General features: G+C 59.5%; 18 protein-coding genes. 8 read left to right on the forward strand and 10 right to left on the reverse strand.

What is annotated here, in order from left to right; all coding sequences use genetic code 11:
* Positions 1 to 129: 129 nt before the first annotated feature.
* Complete coding sequence (locus ACR3EM_RS11520) at positions 130 to 684, forward strand: L,D-transpeptidase (RefSeq protein ID WP_480470829.1); 555 nt, start codon at positions 130 to 132, stop codon at positions 682 to 684.
* Here the strand turns inward: ACR3EM_RS11520 and ACR3EM_RS11525 are convergent.
* Together ACR3EM_RS11525 and ACR3EM_RS11530 are read right to left on the reverse strand one after the other, a co-directional pair.
* Positions 681 to 1,295 carry an SOS response-associated peptidase gene (locus ACR3EM_RS11525; RefSeq protein WP_480470830.1) on the reverse strand — a complete coding sequence of 205 codons (615 nt, stop codon included), beginning with the start codon at positions 1,293 to 1,295 and terminating at the stop codon, positions 681 to 683. The two genes, ACR3EM_RS11520 and ACR3EM_RS11525, sit on opposite strands and share 4 nt — an antisense overlap.
* A gap of 10 nt (positions 1,296 to 1,305) precedes the next feature.
* A complete protein-coding gene (locus tag ACR3EM_RS11530; protein ID WP_480470831.1) occupies positions 1,306 to 1,941 on the reverse strand; it encodes an arylesterase in 636 nt (211 codons plus the stop codon).
* A gap of 54 nt (positions 1,942 to 1,995) precedes the next feature.
* Here ACR3EM_RS11530 and ACR3EM_RS11535 point away from each other — a divergent pair, with 54 nt between their 5' ends.
* Positions 1,996 to 2,691 (forward strand): ABC transporter ATP-binding protein, encoded by a 696-nt coding sequence (locus ACR3EM_RS11535; protein ID WP_480470832.1) that lies wholly within the window; start codon positions 1,996 to 1,998, stop codon positions 2,689 to 2,691.
* A complete protein-coding gene (locus tag ACR3EM_RS11540; protein ID WP_480470833.1) occupies positions 2,688 to 5,216 on the forward strand; it encodes an ABC transporter permease in 2,529 nt (842 codons plus the stop codon). Before ACR3EM_RS11535 ends, ACR3EM_RS11540 begins: the two co-directional genes overlap by 4 nt.
* Before the next feature lie 2 nt (positions 5,217 to 5,218).
* Here the strand turns inward: ACR3EM_RS11540 and ACR3EM_RS11545 are convergent, their stop codons facing one another.
* Positions 5,219 to 5,665 carry an RrF2 family transcriptional regulator gene (locus ACR3EM_RS11545; protein ID WP_480470834.1) on the reverse strand — a complete coding sequence of 149 codons (447 nt, stop codon included), beginning with the start codon at positions 5,663 to 5,665 and terminating at the stop codon, positions 5,219 to 5,221.
* Positions 5,666 to 5,759: 94 nt separating this feature from the next.
* Between ACR3EM_RS11545 and ACR3EM_RS11550 the strand changes: the two genes are divergently transcribed.
* Entirely contained in the window at positions 5,760 to 6,329 is a 570-nt protein-coding gene (locus tag ACR3EM_RS11550; RefSeq protein WP_480470835.1) for a gamma-glutamylcyclotransferase family protein, read from the forward strand.
* Positions 6,330 to 6,409: 80 nt separating this feature from the next.
* On the opposite strand, the gene gltX is transcribed toward ACR3EM_RS11550, so the two are convergent.
* Positions 6,410 to 7,735, reverse strand: coding sequence for a glutamate--tRNA ligase (gene gltX / locus ACR3EM_RS11555; RefSeq protein WP_480470836.1), 1,326 nt, complete (start codon positions 7,733 to 7,735; stop codon positions 6,410 to 6,412).
* A gap of 60 nt (positions 7,736 to 7,795) precedes the next feature.
* Positions 7,796 to 8,230 carry a DUF1801 domain-containing protein gene (locus ACR3EM_RS11560; RefSeq protein ID WP_480470837.1) on the reverse strand — a complete coding sequence of 145 codons (435 nt, stop codon included), beginning with the start codon at positions 8,228 to 8,230 and terminating at the stop codon, positions 7,796 to 7,798.
* Between the two features lie 116 nt (positions 8,231 to 8,346).
* On the opposite strand from ACR3EM_RS11560, the gene ACR3EM_RS11565 reads away from it, so the two are divergent.
* Entirely contained in the window at positions 8,347 to 9,279 is a 933-nt protein-coding gene (locus ACR3EM_RS11565) for an MBL fold metallo-hydrolase (RefSeq protein WP_480470838.1), read from the forward strand.
* A 4-nt stretch (positions 9,280 to 9,283) separates the two neighbouring features.
* Here the strand turns inward: ACR3EM_RS11565 and ACR3EM_RS11570 are convergent, their stop codons facing one another.
* The 3 genes from ACR3EM_RS11570 to ACR3EM_RS11580 form a co-directional block, all read right to left on the reverse strand.
* A complete protein-coding gene (locus ACR3EM_RS11570) occupies positions 9,284 to 10,615 on the reverse strand; it encodes an NAD(P)/FAD-dependent oxidoreductase (RefSeq protein ID WP_480470839.1) in 1,332 nt (443 codons plus the stop codon).
* 151 nt (positions 10,616 to 10,766) lie between these two features.
* Positions 10,767 to 11,033 (reverse strand): hypothetical protein, encoded by a 267-nt coding sequence (locus ACR3EM_RS11575; protein ID WP_480470840.1) that lies wholly within the window; start codon positions 11,031 to 11,033, stop codon positions 10,767 to 10,769.
* Between the two features lie 274 nt (positions 11,034 to 11,307).
* The gene (locus ACR3EM_RS11580) at positions 11,308 to 12,966 is read right to left on the reverse strand and encodes an NAD+ synthase (protein WP_480470841.1); all 1,659 of its coding nucleotides are present in this window, start codon (positions 12,964 to 12,966) and stop codon (positions 11,308 to 11,310) included.
* Positions 12,967 to 13,118: 152 nt separating this feature from the next.
* On the opposite strand from ACR3EM_RS11580, the gene ACR3EM_RS11585 reads away from it, so the two are divergent.
* Positions 13,119 to 14,609 carry an MORN repeat-containing protein gene (locus tag ACR3EM_RS11585; RefSeq protein ID WP_480470842.1) on the forward strand — a complete coding sequence of 497 codons (1,491 nt, stop codon included), beginning with the start codon at positions 13,119 to 13,121 and terminating at the stop codon, positions 14,607 to 14,609.
* 6 nt (positions 14,610 to 14,615) lie between these two features.
* On the opposite strand, the gene ACR3EM_RS11590 is transcribed toward ACR3EM_RS11585, so the two are convergent.
* Positions 14,616 to 15,281 (reverse strand): SDR family NAD(P)-dependent oxidoreductase, encoded by a 666-nt coding sequence (locus ACR3EM_RS11590; protein ID WP_480470843.1) that lies wholly within the window; start codon positions 15,279 to 15,281, stop codon positions 14,616 to 14,618.
* A gap of 275 nt (positions 15,282 to 15,556) precedes the next feature.
* Here ACR3EM_RS11590 and ACR3EM_RS11595 point away from each other — a divergent pair, with 275 nt between their 5' ends.
* Positions 15,557 to 17,131, forward strand: a complete 1,575-nt coding sequence (locus tag ACR3EM_RS11595) for a 2-isopropylmalate synthase (protein ID WP_480470844.1) — start codon at positions 15,557 to 15,559, stop codon at positions 17,129 to 17,131.
* 169 nt (positions 17,132 to 17,300) lie between these two features.
* On the opposite strand, the gene ACR3EM_RS11600 is transcribed toward ACR3EM_RS11595, so the two are convergent.
* Positions 17,301 to 18,086 carry a 23S rRNA (adenine(2030)-N(6))-methyltransferase RlmJ gene (locus ACR3EM_RS11600; RefSeq protein ID WP_480470845.1) on the reverse strand — a complete coding sequence of 262 codons (786 nt, stop codon included), beginning with the start codon at positions 18,084 to 18,086 and terminating at the stop codon, positions 17,301 to 17,303.
* 155 nt (positions 18,087 to 18,241) lie between these two features.
* Here ACR3EM_RS11600 and ACR3EM_RS11605 point away from each other — a divergent pair, with 155 nt between their 5' ends.
* Positions 18,242 to 19,288 (forward strand): rod shape-determining protein, encoded by a 1,047-nt coding sequence (locus ACR3EM_RS11605; protein ID WP_480471919.1) that lies wholly within the window; start codon positions 18,242 to 18,244, stop codon positions 19,286 to 19,288.
* The last annotated feature ends 32 nt before the right edge of the window (positions 19,289 to 19,320 follow it).

Here is a 19,320-nt window from a genome sequence, read left to right on the forward strand (position 1 = left end):
TTGGTCACGACTAATGTGTGGCCCGCAGAATACATCACATTTCAGTTATACATCCCCGCCGATTGACCAAATCGGCTATCCTTTCAAGACTAGGATCAAAAGTTCATTGGTCTTTGGAAGGGACGCAATATGTTTACTCGCCGCGCTTTTGTGGCTGGGACAGCTGTCTGCCTGCTGCCCGGCACAGCCAGTGCCAAGAAAGCGGTCGAATACGACCCGACACCGCAGTTTGTGCGCATTAAGAAGCAGTTTCAGCCAGGTCAGCTGCTGGTCGCACCGCGGTCATTCTACCTTTATTACGTGACCGAACCCCGCAAGGCTGTCCGCTACGGGTGCGGCGTTGGCAAAGCCGGTCTCGAGTTTACGGGTTCGGCCACCATCGACGTCAAGAAAGAATGGCCGACTTGGCGACCAACCGACGAGATGATCGAGCGCGACCCGGTCACTTACGCCAAATTCAAGGACAACGACTATGTCCAGCCCGGTGGTGGAGACAATCCTCTGGGCGCACGAGCGCTCTATCTGTTCCAGAACGGGGTCGATACATATTTCCGTATCCACGGCACCACGCAGCCGCAGACCATCGGCCATGCCGTTTCAAACGGTTGTATCCGAATGCTGAATGAGCATGTGATCGACCTTTATAACCGGGTGCCGATCGGAACCGTGGTGACAGTGGTCTAGGGGGCCGACCAATCCACATCGTCGGCTTGCTCGATACGCAGCCATCCGTCAGGCCACGGACTGGCGAGGTTTTGGGCCTCTTCTTCTGTTCCGTTCAACCAAAGCTCAACACCATCGCGGTCTAGTAACACGCCCATCCGATGATGGATGGGCTTCACGTCCGCATTCGGCTCGCACGTCACCGCAGCAACCTGATCAACGCACAGCCCTCCGGGTGCCTGCCAGACGTCGGTGATCGCAGCAAACAGCAAGGGTGATCCATCCTTGGCCGAGATGCGCCAAGCGGTTTTGCGCCGCTTCTCTCCGGTCCACTCATACCAACCGTCAACAGGAATAACCGCACGCCCGACGCCTTCGAAAGCGCTTTTGTCGAAGACGGTCTCGGAGCGCGCGTTGATGATCGTCTCCATCACCGGACGCCCTCGCGCATTCACCCGGCCAACCGGGATCATGCCCCAGCGCATGAGGGTCAGCCCGGTACCGGTCAGAACAACCACCTCCTCTCCCGGCTGGATATTTTGGCGCGCTGGTTGTTCGGGGATGCTGCCCGGAATTCCCAGATCATCTGCGATCTGCGACGTCGGTCGTGTCAAAAAGAACCGTCCGGGCATCGGAAACCTCCTATTTAGCGGCCTCCTCAGCCAGCACCAGCACCTCGGGCCCTAGCGCTTCTACTATCAAGGACACGCCCTGCGCGTTGGGATGAATCCCATCGGCTTGCATATACTGACGCGCCGCTGCCGGATCACCCGAGGCCGTCAGACCCTCAAAGAAGCTCTCGGCATAAAGCGCGTCAAATTGTTGTGCCAGTTCCGGATACATGCTGTCGAAACGTTGTTTATAGTCGGCCCCGTAGTTGCCCGGGGCCTGCATGCCGATCATCAATACCTCAACCTCTGAAGCTTCAGCTGCGCTCAAGATGGCCTGAAGATTGGCGCGCGAGACGTCCGGATCGATCCCGCGCAACAGATCATTGCCGCCAAGCGCTACGATCATCCCGTCCACGTCTGGTGTCAGAGTCCAGTCGACGCGTGCCGCGCCCCCGGCGGTGGTATCACCGGAGACACCTGCGTTGATCAACTGAACCTGCGCTCCCTGATCCTCCAACCAACGTTGCAGCTGCGGAACAAAACCATCCTGTTCAGGCAAGCCATAGCCCTGCGTCAGAGAATCCCCCAACGCGGCTATCACGACCGGCTGGGCCGTCGCTGCAAAACCGCAACAGATCAACGCTGCGGCCATCAAAGTCTTGCGCATTTTCTGTTTCGCGCCATATCCCAATGAACCGTACTCCCCTAACTGGGCTGATTGATGACGACACCTGTTCTCTCCCTCCAAGATGCCGCTTTATCGCTGGATGGCAATGCCGGACGGGTGGATATCCTGCATGACATCTCTTTGACCGTAAACAAGGGCGAAACGCTGGGGCTGGTCGGCCCGTCCGGGTCGGGCAAATCCTCGCTGCTGATGTTGATGGGCGGGTTGGAACAGGCCTCGTCGGGCCGCGTCAGCGCACTGGGTCATGATCTAAGTACGATGAACGAAGACGCTCTGGCCCGGTTTCGGCGCGATGCGATGGGGGTTGTGTTTCAGAACTTCCACCTGATCCCGACGATGACAGCGTTGGAGAATGTGGCCACGCCATTGGAACTGACAGGCCACAAAGATGCGTTTTCGCGCGCGGAGGCCGAATTGGACGCCGTAGGCCTCTCACATCGCCGGGACCATTATCCGGCGCAATTGTCCGGCGGTGAGCAACAGCGCGTCGCTCTGGCCCGTGCAGCGGCCCCGCGCCCGCAAATCCTGCTGGCGGACGAGCCCACCGGCAATCTGGACGAAACCAATGGGGCTGCGATCATTGACCTGTTGTTCGGGTTGCGCGATCGCCACGGTGCAACCCTGATACTGGTCACACACAGCCACAGCTTGGCTCAGAAATGCGACCGCGTCATACGTTTGCGGGATGGCCGGATCGCAAAGGACACACAGCGCGAGGCCGCCGAATGAGCCTGCGCATGGCCGGGCGGCTGGCACGTCGCGAGCTGCGCGGTGGGTTGCGCGGGTTTCGGGTGTTTCTCGCCTGCCTCGCGCTTGGGGTTGCGGCAATTGCTGCCGTAGGCTCGGTCCGGCAGGCGATTCAGACCGGCCTGACGCAGGAAGGGGCCGCGCTGCTGGGTGGTGATGCCCAACTGGAATTCACCTATCGCTTTGCTGATGACCAGGAACGCGCGTGGATGGAACAGACTGCGCAGGCGGTCTCGGAGGTCGTTGATTTCCGGTCCATGGCTGTCACGGAAAACGGGGGCGAAATACAGCGTGGCCTGACGCAGGTGAAGTCGGTGGATACTGCCTACCCGCTGGTGGGTACGGTTCAATTGCTGCCAGAGTTGCCCCTGCCCGACGCATTCAAAGGGGCTGATGGTCTGCCAGGGGCCGTGATGGACCCATCTTTGATCGACCGGTTGGGCCTATCAATTGGCGATCAGTTCGCCCTTGGAACCCAGTCTTTTGTCCTGATGGCGTCGCTGGAACATGAACCTGATGGTGCTGCGGATGGGTTCACCTTGGGGCCACGCACCTTGGTGCGCACGCAGGATCTGCAAGCCTCGGGCCTGCTCGCGCCGGGCACTTTGTTTTCCACCAAGTATCGGCTCGATCTACCGCGGGGCGCCGAATTGGAAGCTCTGGCAACCGAGGCAGGACAAACCTTCGACGGCACTGGTATGCGATGGACCGATGCGCGCAACGGCGCGCCGGGTATATCCGAGTTCGTTGGCCGCCTGAGTGCCTTTCTGGTGCTCGTCGGCCTCTCTGGCTTGGCCGTCGGAGGGATCGGCGTGTCCGCGGCCGTACGTGCCTATCTGGCCCAGAAAACGGAAACCATCGCCACGCTGCGCACACTCGGTGCGGATCGGGCAACGATTTTCCAGACCTATATGATCCAGATCGGAGTCCTATCGGGTATAGGCATCCTCCTGGGCCTCATTATCGGTGGAGCGATCCCGTTGCTGATCGCCCCCATCATCGAAGCCCGCCTGCCCGTCCCTGCCGTCTTCTCGCTTTACCTCCAACCATTGGCCGAGGCCGCGCTTTATGGGGTGCTGACAGCCTTCCTGTTCACGCTCTGGCCGCTGGCCCGAACCGAAGAGGTGCGCGCTGCGACCCTGTTCCGCGATGCGTTGTCAACGACCCGCAGCCTACCCCGTCTGGTCTATGTCGTCGCAACGGCAATCGGGCTGGCCCTGTTGATCGGTGCAGCCTCGTGGCTCAGCGGCTCAACCTGGCTGACGCTCTGGACTAGCGGCGGGTTGGCCGGCGCACTTGCACTTCTGGCACTCTCGGCCTTCCTGATCCGCAGACTGGCGCGGATGGGTACGCCCTGGGCCCGAGGTCGCCCGTCCCTGCGGTGGGCTCTGTCGGCAATTTCCGACCCGCGTGAGGGCGCATCCTCGGTGGTGCTGTCTCTGGGCCTCGGCCTTTCGGTCTTGGCGGCGGTGGGTCAGATCGATGGAACCCTGCGCAACGCCATCTCGGGTAACCTGCCGGATGTGGCTCCGTCCTATTTCTTCGTCGACATTCAAAAGGACCAGATGCCGGGCTTTACCGAGCGGCTGGAAACCGATCCCGCCGTAAGCCGTATCGAAAGCGCCCCAATGCTGCGCGGGATCATTACCCGAATCAATGGCAGGCCCGCCCGCGAGGTCGCGGGGGATCACTGGGTTCTGGAAGGCGACCGAGGCGTCACCTATTCAAATCTGCCGCCACAAAATGCAAGGATCACCGAAGGCACGTGGTGGCCCGAGGACTACACAGGCCGACCGCAGGTCAGTTTTGCCGCCGAAGAAGCCGCCGAGATGGGCCTGAAACTGGGCGACGAACTGACGGTTAATATCCTCGGCCGCGACATCACCGCCGAACTTACGTCTTTGCGAGAGGTTGATTTCTCAACTGCCGGCATCGGCTTCATCATGTCGATAAACCCATCGGCCCTTGCCGGTGCTCCCCACAGTTTCATCGCGACGGTTTATGCCGAGGAACAGGCCGAAGCCGCCATCCTGCGCGATCTCGCGGGGCAGTACCCCAATATCACCGCAGTTCGCGTGCGCGACGCCATCGACCGCGTATCCGGTCTGTTGGCGGGGCTCGCCGCGGCGACGTCCTATGGTGCGGGCATATCCTTGCTGACCGGGTTTCTCGTCCTGATCGGCGCAGCAGCGGCGGGTGAGCCCGCGCGGCGGTATGAGGCTGCAATTCTGAAAACGCTCGGTGCCAATCGGGGCCGCATCCTACGCAGCTTCGCCCTGCGCGCGATTCTGCTAGGGGCGGCGGCGGGCTGTGTCGCGCTGCTGACAGGAATCCTGGGCGGTTGGGCCGTTGCGACCTATATCTTCGACACCGGATTCACGATCATCTGGCCATCCGCGCTCGGCATTGTCCTCGCGGGCATCGGCGTGACGCTGGGCGCTGGCGTGGCTTTTGCCTTGCGCCCGCTCTCGGTCCGGCCCGCTCGTATCCTGCGGGCCAGCGACTGATCTCAGCGCACACAGGCCACGGGCTGCAGAATCTTCAGCAACTGGTCGTTGTCACAGACCAAAGCGTCCAGAGTGATTTCGTCCAGCGAGGCGTAAAACACCTCAGCCGCATCCTGCAGCGCCAGCCGCAACCGGCAAGCATCGGTCAGCGGGCAAGTATTGTCGGCATCCGCAAAACACTCGGCAATCGGAAGACCGCCTTCGACGTGACGAAAGACCGATCCGATCCGGATCTGATCCGCGGGCCGCGCAAGCGACATGCCTCCGTTACGACCCCGCTGCGTGCTCAGATACTCCAGCTGGCTCAGCTGGTTGATTACCTGCGCCAGATGGTTTTCCGAGATATTGCACACCTCGGCGATCTCGGCCTTCGTTACCAGCCGATCCTGATGGGCGGCGCAATACATCAGCAGGCGCACCGCTATGTTCGTCCTTTTGGTGATCCGCATCATGACCTCCCAAATTTCAAGATGCAGCCTTATTGCATGTCTCGTAAAAAGATTGTTTGACATACATCAATCATCACCGAAGGACGTGGCCCGCATGGCAGATCCCTATTTCTTTGGCTATGGCAGTCTGGTGAACCTCTCGACACACGACTTTCCCAACCCGCGACCGGCACAGCTGAAAGGTTGGCGTCGCGCGTGGCGGCATACGGATCTGCGCCCCGTCGCCTTTCTAACGGCAGTCCCTGACCCGGCCTCAGAGATCGATGGAATGATCGCCCACGTTCCCCGAAATGACTGGGTCGCGTTAGACGAGCGCGAATGGGCTTATGATCGCATCACCGCAACGCACGCCGTTACACACCCCCTGAAACACGCGGTCGAGATCGCGGTCTATGCCGTCCCGAAAGGCAAGCACACCGAACCAACAGATCAACACCCCTTGTTGTTAAGCTATATCGACGTGGTCGTTCAGGGTTATCTGCGTGCATTCGGGCCCGAAGGCGCGGACCGCTTCTTTAAAACAACCGACGGCTGGGACGCTCCGATCCTGAACGACCGTGCCGCGCCCCGTTACCCGCGCCATCAACAACTGAATTCGGACGAGACCGGTTTCGTTGACGAACACCTGACCCGTTTAGGCAGCAGGATCGTAGACCCAGCATAACAAAGGGGCAGGCGCACCGGCCCACCCCTCCATTAGTTCAAATATACTTTTTTCGAAACACCCCGCCATAAGGCGCGTTGTTACCCGCGCGCCCGGATGACTTGCAACAACGGCAGCAGTGCCGCCATTTCCGGCCCACGCTCCATACCCGTCAGTGCCTTGCGCAGCGGCATAAACAGACCTTTGCCTTTGCGGCCGGTGGCCTCTTTCACAGCTTTGGTCCAAACACCCCAAGTCTCGCCGTCAAACGGGCCTTCTGGAAGCAGAGCGATAGCCTCGGTGATAAACGCGCGATCCTCATCGGCAATCAGCGGCTCGGCCCCATCACGGCAGAGCTCCCACCAGCCCTTCAGATCGGTCAGAGTGGTAATGTTCTCGCGCGCCATCTGCCAGAACGGCTCGGCCAATTCTGCCGGCACGCCCGCATCCGCAACAGCCTCTGCCACATCGGTCAGCGGCAGCGACTGCAGATGTTTCGCTGTCAGCGGAAACAAATCCTGCACGTCGAATTTGGTCGGAGCTGCGCCAAAACGGTTTAAGTCGAAGCCCTCGATCAATTCGGCCATGTCAGACCGCAGCTCGACCGGATCGGACGAACCCAGGCGCGCCATCAGGCTCAGCAGCGCCATCGGCTGAACGCCCTGCTCACGCAGGTCACGCAAGGCCAGCGTACCCAGGCGTTTCGACAGCGCCTCACCCTGCGGACCGGTCAGCAGCGAGTGGTGTGCGAAACGCGGGCAAGCACCGCCCAGCGCTTCGATGATCTGAATCTGCGTCGCCGTGTTGGTCACATGGTCCGAGCCGCGCACAACATCGGTCACACCCATTTCGGTGTCATCGACCACGGACGCAATTGTATAGAGGACCTGACCATCGCCACGGATCAGCACCGGGTCGGAAACCGAGGCCGCATCGATCGAGATGTCACCCAGAATACCGTCTTTCCACTCGATCCGCTCGTGATCCAGCTTGAAGCGCCAGACACCATTGCCGCGCTCGGCACGCATGGTTTCTTTCTCGGCATCCGAAAGGTTCAGCGCCGCGCGGTCATAAACCGGTGGCTTGCCCATGTTCAGCTGCTTCTTGCGCTTCAGGTCAAGCTCAGTCGGCGTTTCGAACGCTTCATAGAAGCGTCCCATTTCACGCAGCTTGTCGGCAGCTTCAGCATAGCGATCCAGTCGTTCAGATTGGCGCTCCACCCGATCCCAGTGCAGGCCCAGCCAGTCCAGATCCTGCTTGATCGCATCAACGTATTCTTCCTTCGACCGTTCGGGGTCGGTATCGTCGATACGCAGAATGAACGTACCACCTGCCTTGCGGGCAATCAGATAGTTCATCAGCGCGGTGCGCAGGTTGCCCACATGGATGTAACCTGTGGGCGACGGGGCAAAACGGGTGGTGGTCATGGGTGTCTCCTGTTGGCGCGGCTCTTGTCACAGGATTGGCGAATTGTCCAGTAGAGGCGTTCAGGTCGGCTGGACCGGCCAGTGCCGTTCAAGGTCTTTCAGACCGGCGCAGATCAGCTCGCCCAGAACATCCAGATCGATATCCGCCAGCTTGTTCACATAGAGGCACGATTTGCCCAGCTTGTGCTTGCCCAACCGGCGCAGGATATCCCTGAAATCCGTATAGCCGGGCATGATATAGATCGACAGCGCCGCCTTACGTGGGGAAAAGCCGGTGGCCAGAAATTCCCCCTCGCGCCCGGATTTGTAGCGATAGTGATAACGGCCATAACCCACAATCGACGGCCCCCACATCACCGGCTCGAACCCGGTCGTTTCGCGGAATAACCTGTTCAGCGTTCGTGCATCTTCGGCCTTCGTCGCCGGTTGTACGGATGACAGAAACGCTTGGACGCTTTCGCGGGTGGGGACTGTCTTGTTCTCAGATCGCGGCATAAACAAAATTTAACACGCAATGTTCATCCCCGCAGCCCATGTCATCTCGATATATACTGGCAAGAGACTCACGCCGACCTAACTCATCTATTGGTGTTCTGACAGGGAGAACAAAAATGACCATCAAACTCACACGCCGTGCTGCACTGGGTTCCGCAGCTGCTTTGCCGTTTGCCGCAGCTGCAACCCCGCTCTTGGCCGCCGGGACCGAAACCAAAGCCAACTCAACCATCGCCAAATCCTTTACGCTGGGCGATTTCACCGTCACCACATTGCTAGACGGCAGCCTGCCCCGCGACGGCGCCCAAGAGATTTTCGGCGGCGGGGCGTCTGATGAAGAATTTGCAAATGTCTCGGCCGAGAACTTTATTTCCCCGGACGTTGCGCAGTTCTTCTTTACGCCCACGCTGGTCAACACAGGGTCCGAGCTGGTTCTGTTCGATACCGGCCTTGGACAAGGTGGCATTCAGGCCGCGTTGGCGGATGCGGGCGTGACGCCTGATCAGATTGATGTGGTTGTCATTACCCACATGCATCCCGATCATATTGGCGGCATGACCACCAATGACGCTGCGACCTTCGCCAACGCGCGCTATGTGACCGCTGCGCCCGAGTATGATTTCTGGGCGGCACAGGACGCGGGCAACCGGGTCGGCGATCTGGTTGCAGCCAAAGTCACGCCACTGGCCGAAAAGATGACCTTCATCGGTGACGGTGGCGAGGTTGCATCGGGTATCACAGGGGTCGCGGCGTTTGGGCATACGCCGGGGCACATGGTCTATCATCTGGAAAGCAACGGCCAGCGTCTTGTTCTGACAGCCGACCTTGCAAATCACTACGTCTGGTCCTTCGCACACCCTGAATGGGAAGTGCGCTTTGATATGGACAAAGCGGCCGCCACGCAGTCGCGGCGCAATGTTCTGGGCATGCTGGCCGCGGACAAGGTACCAATGATCGGCTATCACATGCCCTTCCCTGCTGCCGGTTTCGTCGAGACCCGCGGCGACGGATTCCGCTTTGTCCCTGTCAGCTATCAGATGATGGGTTAAGACCTTAATATCCTGGGTCCGGCCGCACCTTTGAACCGTCCGTGAAACGGGACAGGCGAAAGGCGGCCGGATCAACACATGGCGCGGTCTGCATTACTAGATCGGCCACGAGGCGACCTGCGCCGGGGCCGATGCCAAACCCATGGCCCGAGAATCCGGTTGCGATGTACAGACCCGGCACGCGCTCGACGCCCGAGATAACCGGGACCGCATCTGGTGTAACATCAATCATTCCGGCCCAGCTTTGCACGACCTCGACAGCATCCAGCGCGGGCAGAGCATTGCGTGCCTGCGCCCAGGCGCGCCGCAATACCTTCTGCGACGGCTCGGGATCCAAAACCCGGCAATGCTCAAACGGAGTCACATCGGTCGGCAACCATTTGCGGTCCTGTCGCATCTCAGTCAGCCATCGCTGGGACAGACGAAAGCGCAGTGAACGCCATTCCTGACGGAAGGCAGGTAGAAACTGCCGGGCCAACCGAAAGCTGTCGGGAACGATGTCGACCGTGTTCTCATGGCCCGATGCAATCGAATAACCACCATCTGATCGCTTGCGAATTGCAAACTCATCGCTCCAAAACGCAGCTTCAGGTCCGGCATCCGTCGGAGACGAGCGCATCACGGTGTTCATCACCTTCAACTGCGGCAGCTCAATCCCCGCATTTCCGGCAAACAGGCGCGACCACGCGCCACCTGCCAGAACGACATGGCTGCAGGCCACTCGACCCCGTTCTGTAAAAACCCCCGATATTCGTCCCGCCTGCATATCGACGCTGCGCACCGCACAATTCGTCATGACCGCAGCGCCTCGATCCCGCGCGGCTTCGACGATAGCCGAAGCAGCCCATTGAGGTTCGGCCCGTCCATCCTGTGGCATATAGAGCGCTGCACGCAGGTTCAGGGTGTTGTCAGGCAGCAGGTCCTCCAGTTCAGGCCCCGATACCATGTGACCACCGGTTTGCATCCCCTCGACATTCTTCAACCAACGGATCAGGTTGCCTTCACTTCTGGCTCCCGAAGCGCCGAACAGAATGCCGGATTGGACATAGCCCGTCTCGCGCCCGGTCCGCTCATCCAAGCCCTGCCAGATGTGGATGGCTTGCGTCATCAAGGGAATCTCGCGCGGGTCGCGCATTCCAAGCCGCACCCACCCCCAATTGCGTGAGCTCTGTTCGCCCGCGATCCGACCTTTCTCGCAGAGTAGAACGGACACGCCCCGTTCAGCCAGTTCAAGCGCGGTCGACGCACCGATTATTCCGCCGCCTATGACGACGACATCTACGCGTTTCGGAAGGATGAGATCAGACTCGACAGGCGTCGGAGTGGGGCCAGGCATCAGTCGCTCGGAATTGGGTCATCGAAGCGGTATCCAGCCCGATAACCACCGCGCTGACAATGCGGAACCCACGCAACCACGAGGGTTTCCACTGACCTGTGGCCATTCGGCCAAAGCGCAACTCAAACTGCTGCACTTATTCCTTGCTTGCTCAGGCTGCGCCGGACAGTTGCGCCCATTTCTGGCGCAGCGCAGAGGCGAAGCCCGGCTCAGGCCGCACGAACGAAGGTTCCTGCGGTCGCAACACTGGAAACTCTGCACGCGCAGGTTGCTTTTCCGTTGTCAGTGCAGGCGCTTCCTGTCTCAGGATGTCCGCGATTGAGGCATCCAGCGCCTCTTCATTCAGCTCACGCGGCGGCGACTCCATCGTTTTCAGTTGCGTCGGCGCGTGAAGCGGTTTGTCGTAACCATAAGTCATTTTGACCACCAATACTTTTACTGACATCCAACACACGGATGCCCTACCCCAGTTCAGCAAATCCGACGTTGGGCCTTGTAAGGCAGGCTTAGCCACCGGATTGCGTCACGCTCGCCCAACATAAGGCGAACCCCCGTCATAAATGTGGCAAAAAATGGACCACAAGGCAAGGAAAACACCGGGAAAATCTGGCCAAGAGGCTGAAATAGATAAACAATCCAACTTCAGAAGCTCGATTGCAAAAAAATCGTAAACGATGAGAGAGTGAGCAGCGTTACTTCCTGTCGCGCCAACGATTCACGATTGGATAGCGGCGATCTAGCCAGAAGGCCCTTGGCGTCAGCCGGGTGCCCGGCGCAGATTGAAAGCGCTTGTATTCACTGATGTAAATCAGATGTTCCACCCGCCGCGCCTCGGCCTCGTCAAACCCAGCAGCCACGCAATCCGCGACCGAGCCATCCTGATCCACCAGAATGTCCAGTATTGCATCCAAAATGGGGTAGTCCGGCAAGCTGTCGCTGTCCTTCTGGTCCTCGCGCAACTCAGCGCTCGGTGGCTTGTCGATGACCGAAGGGCGAATGACCTCGCCGTCAGGCCCCATCATCCAATCGCGGTGATTGGCGTTGCGCCAGCGGCAGGTTTCGAACACGCGGGTTTTGTACAGATCCTTGATCGGATTGTAGCCCCCATTCATGTCGCCATAAATCGTGGCATACCCCACCGCGACCTCGGATTTATTGCCAGTGGTCAGCAGCATCTCACCAAACTTGTTCGAGATCGCCATCAGCAGCAGCCCGCGCAGCCGGGATTGGATATTCTCTTCGGTCAGATCTTCGTTCCGGCCTTCAAACAGAGGTGCCAGAGTCTCGGTCACCGCGGCCCGTCCCTGTGAGATCGGTACGAAATCATAATGTACGCCCAGCGCCTGCGCGACCGCTTCGGCATCGTCCAACGAGCTTTGGCTGGTATATTCCGAAGGGAGCATCACGCAGCGCACATTTTCTGCCCCGATGGCGTCCACTGCGATGGCCGCCACAAGCGCCGAGTCGACGCCGCCTGACAAGCCCAAAACCGCTTTCCCAAACCCGGTCTTACCCATGTAGTCGCGCAGCGACTGCACCATCGCGCGATAGTCCTGCTCCCATGTGTCGGGTTGGGGCACGACATCACCGGGCACGATCTGCCAGCCGTCCTCCCCACGCAGCAGGTCGATATGTTGTACCGCCTCGTCAAAGACCGGCATACGAAACGCCAGCTCTCCGCCCGGGTTCAAACCGAAGGTGGCGCCGTCGAACACCTGATCATCCTGACCGCCGACCATGTTCAGATAAATCAGAGGCAACCCGGTCTCGACCACGCGCGAAACCATGTGGTTCAGCCGGATGTCATATTTGTCACGGAAATAGGGCGAACCGTTGGGGATCAGCAGAAACTCGGCCCCGGTTTCCTCAAGCGTTTCAGCCACATCTTCATGCCAGCCGTCCTCGCAGATCGGGCTGCCAATACGGATGTTACCAACCGCATAGGGCCCACCCAGCGGGCCTGCATCATACAGCCGAACCTCATCAAAAACAGTTTCGTTGGGTAGATGGTGCTTGAGAACTTTGCTGACGATCCGGCCGCCCTTGAGGATCAGGTAGGCATTGTAAAGCTTGCCTCCTTCGACCCGCGGCCCGCCGATCGCCAGCGCAGGACCTTCGGCGCATTGTTCGGCCAGCGACTCGATCGCCGCCATGGCAGCGCGATGGAACACCGGTTTCATAACCAGATCCTGTGTATTGTATCCGGTGATGAACATCTCGGGCAACGCCACTAGATCAGCCTGCGCATCGCGCCCTTCGGCCCATGCAGCGGCGGCTTTGGCAGCATTGCCATCGATATCCCCCACGGTGGGGTTCAGCTGCGCCAGAGTGATACGGAAACGATCGGCCATCTTGCCCTCTTGCCTTCGTCAGTCTTTCAGGGATTTAGCAGATCACAGCGCAAGTAAAAGGCAAATGCGGCAAAAGCCGTTGCTCTGCTCTTAGCGGTATCCTAGTTTTGCGCCAGAACCACATTCAATCTACCCCGCAGGCAGGTACGACCATGAACGCGATCCGCATCTCAATTGCCGCAGCAACGCTTGCCTTGTTGGCGCAGGCGACCATCGCCCAGCAAGACGGCCAGGTCGTCATTGCGGATGACGATGTAGGTGGCGTGTATGAAGGTACGTTTGAAAACGGTTTGCGTCACGGGACAGGAACCTATCGCCTGCCCAACGGATTCGAATATTCCGGAGAATGGGTCGAAGGCGAGATTCAGGGCCAGGGAATCGCACGCTACGTCAATGGCGCTGTCTATGAAGGAAATTTTTCGAAAGGTCGGCCCGAGGGACGCGGTAAGATCATCTATGCCGATGGACGCACCTATGAAGGCGACTGGTCCGAGGGCGCGATCAACGGGGCGGGTATCGCGGAATACACCAACGGCATGCGCTATGAAGGTACCTTTGAGGATGCCAAACGCCACGGCAAAGGCGTGCTGACCGGCCCGGACGGGTATGTTTATGACGGTGACTGGATTGAGGGCCGGAAAGAGGGCACGGCCAAGATCACCTATGCCGATGGCAGCACATATGAAGGCGGTATCAAAAACGGACAACGCCACGGAACGGGTGCTCAGAACATGGCAGACGGCTTCACCTATTCCGGTGACTGGGTCGAGGATACGATGACCGGCGCCGGGCGTCTGGTTTATGCCAACGGTGATGTTTATGAGGGCACTCTGGCCAATGGACGACGGCAGGGCGAAGGCAAGGTCACCCATGCCAATGGCGCCGTCTATGAGGGCAATTTCGCCGATGATATGCGCAATGGACAGGGAACCTTCACCGGTACCGACGGTTTTCGATATAGCGGCGAGTGGCAAAACGGTCAGATTCAGGGCCTGGGCGAAGTGACCTATGCGGATGGTTCGGTCTATGTAGGCGATTTTCAGGATGACCTTCCTCACGGCAAAGGCCGTACGACATACCCGAACGGCACCGTTTATGATGGCGATTGGGTGGCGGGTATTTTCGAAGGTTCTGGAACCGCGAGCTACCCCAACGGCACCGTTTACAAGGGACAGTTCAGGAATGCCCGCAGCCACGGCAAAGGCGTGCTGACCTTTGCCAATGGCTATCAATACGACGGTGAATGGATTGACGGCGTTCGGCATGGCAAGGGCAAAGCTACATTCCCGGATGGCACCGCCTACAACGGCGATTTCGAGGATGGGAAACGTCAGGGTCAGGGCACGCTCACCCGGCCCGGCGGGTTCAGCTATACCGGCGCTTGGCTCGATGGAAAAATCAGCGGCTTTGGCACGGCCACCTACGAGACCGGCGATATCTATGAGGGCAACTTCCTCGACAACAAACGCCATGGCGACGGCACCATGCGCTATGCCGGTGGTGAGGTTGAAACCGGTGTCTGGGACAATGACACGCTGGCAAGCGAAGCTAAAACGCCACCTGAGCCGGCGACCTCAGCGACCGACGCCGAAGCGTCAGAACCTGAATCGGATCCGACCAACACGGACGCAAATGACGGCTGATACCGCCTACCAGGGCACGGGTTTCCCGGCCCAATCATAGAACCCGCCCGTTTCGGCCGGTGTAAGACCGTCGATAACGGAAATCAAATTGGCTGCGGCTTCACTGGGTTCAACGACGGGATGGCGGCCCAGGTACTTCTCGGTAAAAGCGGTCTTGACCGTCCCCGGATGCAGAGCGACGCACAAGGCCAGCTTATGCGTCCGTGCGAGTTCGATCGCTGCCGTATGAACGATTTGATTCACCGCCGCCTTGGACGCGCGATAGCTGACCCAGCCACCCAACCGATTGTCGCCGATGGACCCGACGCGCGCAGACAGTACGGCAATTGTCGCCCGGCGATCTCGCGGCAGCAGACGAGGCGCATGGCGCAGAACCAGCGCCGGACCCACCGCATTGAGGGCAAACTGATCCATCATCGCCTGTGCCGTGACTGCCCGAATAGACTTCTCGGGCGGCGTTTCATTGATCTCCAATGCGCCGGACGCAACCAGTATCACGTCGAATGGGCCGGTAAGGTCGGACAACATCTGGTCCGCCACTTCGGGTTGGGTCAGATCAAACCCATCCCCGGATCGCGACAGACGGACCACAGCCGTGCCCTGCGACTGCAGGCATGTACTCAGGGCGCGACCAATTCCGCCGGATGCGCCGATTATCAATGCGTTTTTCATGCTGCACGAGCTAGGTGGAAAGCCCGCCCCATCAACTGTGCATCCAAATTTCACCGCAACTGAATTTCCTTCTTTTCAATCGCGCCCCGCGCTGTATAAGCTCAACCCCATGATCAACCGCGCAGATATCCTTGTTGCCGACACCGCCCTTCGCGGTGCGTCGCTGCGTGGCCTACTGATCCTAATCCGCCTCTGAGCGTGCCATCCGGCGCGCCCGCTCAGAGGAGGACGCCCGCGCGCCATAGGCTTTAGGACAGAAGAAGAAAGAGATTCCCATGACTAACGTGACCGACCAAAACCGCGTCGTGATCTTCGATACCACTTTGCGCGACGGCGAGCAGAGCCCAGGCGCAACCATGACCCATGACGAAAAGCTTGAGATTGCCGAACTGCTCGACGAGATGGGTGTCGACATTATCGAGGCCGGTTTCCCCATCGCCTCCGAAGGTGACTTCAAGGCCGTGTCCGAGATCGCGCAGCGTTCGAGAAACAGCCGCATCTGCGGTCTGGCCCGCGCCAATTTCGCCGACATCGACCGGTGCTGGGAGGCGGTGAAACACGCTGAAAAAAACCGTATTCACACCTTCATCGGTACGTCCCCGCTGCACCGCGCCATTCCAAACCTGACTCAGGACGAGATGGCCGAGAAAATCCATGAGACAGTCAGCCACGCCCGTAATCTGTGTGAGAACGTGCAGTGGTCGCCGATGGACGCGACCCGGACCGAATGGGACTACCTCTGCCGCGTGATCGAAATCGCGATCAAGGCAGGCGCAACCACCATCAACATCCCGGACACCGTGGGCTACACCGCTCCGGTCGAAAGCGCGGACCTGATCAAGCGCCTGATCGAAACGGTACCCGGTGCGGATGAAGTGGTGTTCGCCACCCATTGCCACAACGACCTTGGCATGGCGACCGCGAACTCTCTGGCCGCTGTCGCGGGCGGCGCGCGCCAGATCGAATGCACCATAAACGGATTGGGCGAGCGCGCAGGCAACACGGCGCTGGAAGAGGTGGTGATGGCGCTGCGCACCCGCAACGACATCATGCCATGGCATACCGGTATCGACACCACCAAGATCATGCATATCTCGCGCCGGGTCGCGACCGTGGCGGGTTTCCCGGTACAGTTCAACAAGGCCATCGTCGGTAAGAACGCTTTTGCCCACGAGAGCGGTATCCATCAGGATGGGATGCTGAAGAACCGCGAGAATTTCGAGATCATGCGCCCCGAGGATATCGGCCTCTCCGGCACCTCATTGCCCTTGGGTAAGCACTCAGGTCGCGCAGCGCTGCGCGACAAGCTGGAAACGTTGGGCTATGAGGTTGGGGACAACCAGCTGAAGGATATCTTCGTGCGGTTCAAGGATCTGGCCGATCGCAAGAAAGAGGTCTTTGATGATGACCTCATAGCGCTGATGACGCTGGACGATGATGAGGCCAACGATCACCTGCAACTCGTCTCGATGAAGGTCACCTGCGGCACCGGTGGTCAGGCAGAATCGACCGTGGAGCTGGAGGTTGACGGCAAGGATATCATCGCGACGGAACACGGTGATGGTCCTGTGGACGCGACCTTCAAGGCGGTCCGTGCGATCTACCCGAACGAGGCCCATCTGCAGCTTTATCAAGTTCATGCAGTGACCGAAGGCACCGACGCGCAGGCCACTGTGTCCGTGCGTCTGGAAGAGGACGGCATGATCGCCACCGGTCAATCTGCGAATACGGATACCGTTGTGGCCTCGGCCAAAGCCTATATCCATGCCCTGAACCGTCTGATCATGCGTCGCGAAAAGGCTGGCCCGGGTGCCGATACGCGCGAGATCAGCTACAAAGACCTGACCTGATCAAAGGGGAGGGCTCCCGCACCCGCGGGTGCCCGGCTACGCCGACCCCCCTTGCGGCTTTGGGCCCGGCAGCGCGCCTGCGGCGCGCTGCCGGCCCAACTCGTTTGACGGCATCTTTGATGCTGGCAAACGAGGCGGGAGCAATTCCGTACTCTTATCATCCAGCTTCTCAGAGTTTTGCGAACAGGTCCGAGAGGCGATCGATCTCATCTTCGATGCCAAAAGGCGCATTCAGCATGAACATACCCGACCCAACCATTCGATGCCCTTCGCGCACCGGCGGGAAATTCACCTCGTGGCAAATCGACTTGGGATAGCCCGCGGCACCCAATGCCGAAACCATGGGTTTGTGGCGTGCATCCGTCAGGATCGGGTACCAAAGCGCGATCACTCCGACATTCCATTTGCGGTGCAGCTTGGCGATCAACCCCGGCAACCGCTCGTAATCCGCCTTCACTTCATAGCTGGGGTCGATCAGCATCATTCCACGTCTTGGCACCGGAGGCAGCAAGGACTGGGCCAATTCGAAACCGTCCTGCCGATAAACCTTTGCCCCGTAGGGCGACAGCGCCAGTGACAGCGCCGCGTACTCCTCCGGATGTAGCTCGGCGAAATGCAGACTATCCTGTTCCCGCAAAAGATTGGCCGCAATCAATGGTGATCCCGGGTAGGCCGCAGCGCCATGACGGGACTGCACCGCCTTCAGCACGCGGGTCATCGGATGTTCTGCACTAAACCACCCCTCCTGTTGCGCGCGCGCGATCCCGGCGACAGCTTCGCCTGTTCGGACAGCTTCGGCCGCATCAAGATGATAAAGACCGCGACCGGAATGCGTCTCGACATAGCTGATCGGCTTGTCCTTTTGCGTCAGATAACGCAGCGTCCATGCCAATAATGCGTGCTTTTGCACATCAGCCAGATTTCCAGCGTGGTAAATGTGTTGATATGAGAGCATTTTGCCTTCTAAAGTCCCTATCAATAAGGCGGAAAGGTGCTGATTGTCGCGGAATCAGCCCTTTAACCGGGCGAGTTGGCACCCTATAAGGCATCCGTCCCGGAACCGTCGAGTCGCGGGCAGTGGAAATTCTGACAAATGGGATCAGTGAAAATATGGGCATCTTTGGCAATCTGGGCGGCCTGTTCTCAGCAGACATGGCAATTGACCTCGGGACGGCGAATACGCTGGTTTATGTCAAAGGGCGTGGCGTGATCCTGTCTGAACCATCCGTCGTGGCCTATCACGTCAAGGATGGAGTGAAAAAGGTTCTGGCCGTCGGTGAAGATGCCAAGCTGATGCTGGGCCGGACCCCCGGCTCTATTGAGGCCATCCGCCCCATGCGCGAAGGTGTCATTGCCGACTTCGACACCGCCGAGGAGATGATCAAGCATTTCATCCGCAAGGTGCACAAGCGCTCGACATTCTCGAAGCCCAAAATCATCGTCTGTGTCCCGCATGGCGCGACACCGGTCGAAAAGCGTGCAATCCGCCAGTCGGTTCTCTCTGCTGGCGCGCGGCGCGCGGGCCTGATTGCCGAGCCGATTGCGGCCGCGATTGGTGCCGGGATGCCGATCACCGACCCAACCGGCAACATGGTTGTCGATATCGGCGGCGGCACCACCGAGGTGGCCGTTCTGTCGCTGGGCGACATCGTGTACGCGCGCTCGGTTCGCGTCGGTGGAGACCGTATGGACGAGGCCATCATCTCGTACCTGCGTCGTCAGCAAAACTTGTTGGTCGGTGAATCCACTGCCGAACGCATCAAGACCACCATCGGCACCGCCCGCATGCCCGACGACGGCCGCGGCCAGTCGATGCATATCCGCGGTCGCGACCTGCTGAACGGTGTACCCAAGGAAATCGAGATCAGCCAGGCACAGGTGGCCGAGGCGCTGTCGGAACCCGTCCAGCAGATCTGCGAGGCCGTGATGACCGCACTGGAAACCACTCCGCCCGATCTGGCAGCCGACATTGTCGACCGGGGTGTGATGCTGACTGGTGGTGGTGCTCTGCTGGGCGATCTGGACCTTGCATTGCGCGAACAGACAGGTCTGGCCGTGTCGATCGCCGATGAAAGCCTGAATTGTGTGGCTTTGGGCACCGGCAAGGCTTTGGAATACGAAAAACAACTGCGCCACGCGATTGACTACGACAGCTAAGGCGCGCACCCTGATAGGGTAAGACCTCGGGC

Source organism: Ruegeria sp. AH3 (assembly GCF_056536265.1).

Coding starts and splice junctions, on each gene's coding strand:
- ACR3EM_RS11545 (WP_480470834.1), bottom strand. CDS start 5,665: ATGCGGATCACCAAAAGGACGAACATAGCGGTGCGCCTGCTGATGTAT.
- ACR3EM_RS11540 (WP_480470833.1), top strand. CDS start 2,688: ATGAGCCTGCGCATGGCCGGGCGGCTGGCACGTCGCGAGCTGCGCGGT.
- ACR3EM_RS11600 (WP_480470845.1), bottom strand. CDS start 18,086: ATGCTCTCATATCAACACATTTACCACGCTGGAAATCTGGCTGATGTG.
- ACR3EM_RS11550 (WP_480470835.1), top strand. CDS start 5,760: ATGGCAGATCCCTATTTCTTTGGCTATGGCAGTCTGGTGAACCTCTCG.
- ACR3EM_RS11525 (WP_480470830.1), bottom strand. CDS start 1,295: ATGCCCGGACGGTTCTTTTTGACACGACCGACGTCGCAGATCGCAGAT.
- gltX (WP_480470836.1), bottom strand. CDS start 7,735: ATGACCACCACCCGTTTTGCCCCGTCGCCCACAGGTTACATCCATGTG.
- ACR3EM_RS11585 (WP_480470842.1), top strand. CDS start 13,119: ATGAACGCGATCCGCATCTCAATTGCCGCAGCAACGCTTGCCTTGTTG.
- ACR3EM_RS11530 (WP_480470831.1), bottom strand. CDS start 1,941: ATGCGCAAGACTTTGATGGCCGCAGCGTTGATCTGTTGCGGTTTTGCA.
- ACR3EM_RS11535 (WP_480470832.1), top strand. CDS start 1,996: ATGACGACACCTGTTCTCTCCCTCCAAGATGCCGCTTTATCGCTGGAT.
- ACR3EM_RS11565 (WP_480470838.1), top strand. CDS start 8,347: ATGACCATCAAACTCACACGCCGTGCTGCACTGGGTTCCGCAGCTGCT.
- ACR3EM_RS11590 (WP_480470843.1), bottom strand. CDS start 15,281: ATGAAAAACGCATTGATAATCGGCGCATCCGGCGGAATTGGTCGCGCC.
- ACR3EM_RS11560 (WP_480470837.1), bottom strand. CDS start 8,230: ATGCCGCGATCTGAGAACAAGACAGTCCCCACCCGCGAAAGCGTCCAA.
- ACR3EM_RS11595 (WP_480470844.1), top strand. CDS start 15,557: ATGACTAACGTGACCGACCAAAACCGCGTCGTGATCTTCGATACCACT.
- ACR3EM_RS11520 (WP_480470829.1), top strand. CDS start 130: ATGTTTACTCGCCGCGCTTTTGTGGCTGGGACAGCTGTCTGCCTGCTG.
- ACR3EM_RS11570 (WP_480470839.1), bottom strand. CDS start 10,615: ATGCCTGGCCCCACTCCGACGCCTGTCGAGTCTGATCTCATCCTTCCG.
- ACR3EM_RS11575 (WP_480470840.1), bottom strand. CDS start 11,033: ATGACTTATGGTTACGACAAACCGCTTCACGCGCCGACGCAACTGAAA.
- ACR3EM_RS11605 (WP_480471919.1), top strand. CDS start 18,242: ATGGGCATCTTTGGCAATCTGGGCGGCCTGTTCTCAGCAGACATGGCA.
- ACR3EM_RS11580 (WP_480470841.1), bottom strand. CDS start 12,966: ATGGCCGATCGTTTCCGTATCACTCTGGCGCAGCTGAACCCCACCGTG.